Here is a 2,643-nt window from a genome sequence, read left to right as displayed (position 1 = left end):
GGGAGAGGTGGCTCGGCGAAGCCGAGACGGAGTGGGGGTCGACCAGCGCTACATTAGGTAGTGCACGCGCCCACCGCTGGCGGGGGCGAGAAAAGCTTCGGCGCCCTACTCGCACTGGCGACGCGGGCCGCCGTCGAAGGGCTGATAGCTGTTGTCGCTTGGATCGTAGGAGCGGTAGCGGCTGAAGCAGTAGTCGACATGGTCGGCCGAGACCTGCCGGGTCGAGGCCTGGGCGGCCTCGGGCGAGATCTCTTCCGGCGGGCCGCCATAGGTGGTGGCGTAGCCGTCGCCGGAGGGGGCGTAGCCCTCCATCTCGGCCTGGTCGTCGGTGATCTCGGCCGTGGCGGTCTGCCTGTCGTTTGCCCCTGCCCGGTCCTTGGCCTGGTCGCCGCCCTGATCGCTTGGGCCGGTCGAGGCGGTGCGGTCACCAAGGTCGTAATAGGGCGAGATGCAGGGGCGCAGCTCGCCGCTATAGGAGCGATAGCTGTTTTCCGCCGGGCGGTAGCTGCGATAGCGGGCGGCGCACCATTGCAGATGGGCAACGGGCAATTGCCGCTCAGCCTGCTGATCGGCCGGCGCCGATTGCTGGGCGGCATTGGCGTCCGCGGCAGGTTGAGTGGGAGCGGACGCGCCCGATTGCTGCGGCTGCGGCTGTGCTGGCGCCGCAAGCGCCGACGCCTGCGTTGCGCCACTCGCGGTCCTGATCGGTTCACTTGATGACGCCGCGGTCGCGGTCGCCGACTGCTGGGCGGGAATGCGCTCGAGGTTCTGCTTCTGCGGATTGACCGGCTGCGCGTCCTTTGTCCAGAGCTCGGAAACGCCGATCGTGGGCGTTGCCTGGCGCACCGGCTTGGCGGCCAGCATCCAGGTGGCGAAGGCAAGTCCGCTGGCGAACACGGCCAAGGTCAGCACGAAACCACCGGCAATTCCCAACAAGGCCTTCACGCGACGCTCCTTCAGTCCCCGCTCATAGAATGCGGGGCGCGGAATCCGGTTCCCATGAGAAGGGGGCAATGTTGAGACCGGGGGCTCTGCCGGCGGGAAATCCCGCATGGCCGGGGGCGAGGCTCAAGGATCGCTTGAAGGGGCCTGGCTGGCAACTTTCTCAGTTGCAGACTTTGATGAATTCAAAGGATCGAACGCAGCGTCGCGCCGCGGCCGGCATATTTCCCCCGAACAGGGGTGCCGGGCCGCCTTGAGCGGCGGAGAACCCACGCCTCAGGCCAGCACCTCGCGATATTCCCGCACCTTGCCGTCCTGGCCTCTGATCAGCCAGGTGTCGCCGTCGCGGCCCTCGATGTGGCTCGCCGCCAGCGGCACCTTGCCGCCGCCGTCGGGCAGGTCGATGACATAGGTTGGGATGCAGATGCCGGAGAGCCGCCGGCGCAGCTCCGCCACCAGCCCCTGGCCCTCGGCGATCGTCGTGCGGCGGTGCGCCATGCCGCGCGCGAGGTCGCCGTGGTGCAGGTAATAGGGTTTTACCCCGAGACGGTACATCAGCTCGCGGCAGAGTTCCTCCAGCACCTCGACATGATCGTTGACGCCTTTCAGCAGAACGCTCTGGTTGAGCAGCACGAAGCCCGCCTGCCGCATCGCGCGGCAAGCCGCCTCGGCTTCGGCGGTAAGCTCGCGCGGATGATTGAAATGCGTGACCACGCTCGCCATCAGCCGGCCCTGCAGCGCCTCGACCAGGCCGGGCGTGATGCGCGACGGCAGCGCCACCGGCACGCGGGTGTGGATGCGCAGGAGCCTGAGATGCGGGATCGCCTCCAGGCGGGCGCGGATCTCGGCCAGCGCCTTGTCAGGCAGCGACAGCGGATCGCCACCCGTCAGGATCACCTCGCGGATTTCGGGATGCCCGGCGATATAGGCCAGCCCCGGCTCCAGCGCCTCGCGCGTATAGCCGCGGCCGATCGAGGTCAGCGACTCCTTGCGGAAACAGAAACGGCAATAGACGGCGCATTGATAGGTCGGGAACAGGAGCACGCGGTCGGCATGGCGGTGCGTCAGCCTGGGAACGGGGCTGAAGGCGTGGTCGCCGATCGGATCGTCCAGCTCGCCCTCGGCGGCAACCAGCTCGTCCGGCGACGGGATGACCTGGGCGCGGATCGGGTCGTTGGGGTCGTTCCAGTCGATCAGGTCGAGATAGGGTTTTGGCACGCGCACCTTGTGGGCCGCGGCGGCCTCCTGCGCGGCGGCGCGCTCGGCCGGCGAAAGCGGCAGGGATACGAGGTCGCGGACATGGCGCACGCCGGCGCGGACATCGTCCTGCCAGGCGGCGTCGGCGGCCGGTTGTTTGAGATCGGTGGTCATTTGGGGCTCGGAGTAGATTTTTGCGGGATATCGGATGGATGGCGCGCGAGGTCAACCACTACCGCCGCCGCAGATTGTCATACGCCGCGTTCCTTCGCGCCCCCCTCTGTCCTGCCGGCTTTCGTCGCTCGGAAAGCCAAGCAATTGGCTTCCCGTCCGCTGCGCGGACTGCTCCTCAACCCCCACTTGGGGGGAGATCGGATGTCGCGCAGGCTTTCGCCAACTAGCAACGCTGCAGGAAAGAGCGGGGCGCCCGAGCCGCTAATCTCCCCCTTGTGGGCATATGCGCTAAGATAGGCATTGCGGCGCGGAATCGGTTGTGATTCTACG

Annotated in this window: 2 protein-coding genes; both read right to left on the bottom strand. The window is 67.5% G+C overall.

Annotated elements, in window-relative coordinates:
• Positions 1–105: 105 nt before the first annotated feature.
• Positions 106–945: a BA14K family protein gene (locus tag E5X34_RS32445; protein WP_292573274.1), complete on the bottom strand. Its 840-nt coding sequence runs from the start codon at positions 943–945 to the stop codon at positions 106–108.
• A gap of 273 nt (positions 946–1,218) precedes the next feature.
• Positions 1,219–2,313 (bottom strand): KamA family radical SAM protein, encoded by a 1,095-nt coding sequence (locus tag E5X34_RS32440; RefSeq protein WP_292573271.1) that lies wholly within the window; start codon positions 2,311–2,313, stop codon positions 1,219–1,221.
• Between the last annotated feature and the right edge of the window lie 330 nt (positions 2,314–2,643).

The organism is Mesorhizobium sp., assembly GCF_004963255.1.
In the GTDB taxonomy this organism is placed as follows: Bacteria; Pseudomonadota; Alphaproteobacteria; order Rhizobiales; family Rhizobiaceae; genus Mesorhizobium.
Note: the sequence above shows the minus strand (reverse complement) of the source record. Positions and strands in the feature narration are given on the sequence as shown.

Bases quoted from the DNA above. Each gene is read 5' to 3' on its own strand.
- E5X34_RS32440 (WP_292573271.1), bottom strand. From the start codon at position 2,313: ATGACCACCGATCTCAAACAACCGGCCGCCGACGCCGCCTGGCAGGAC.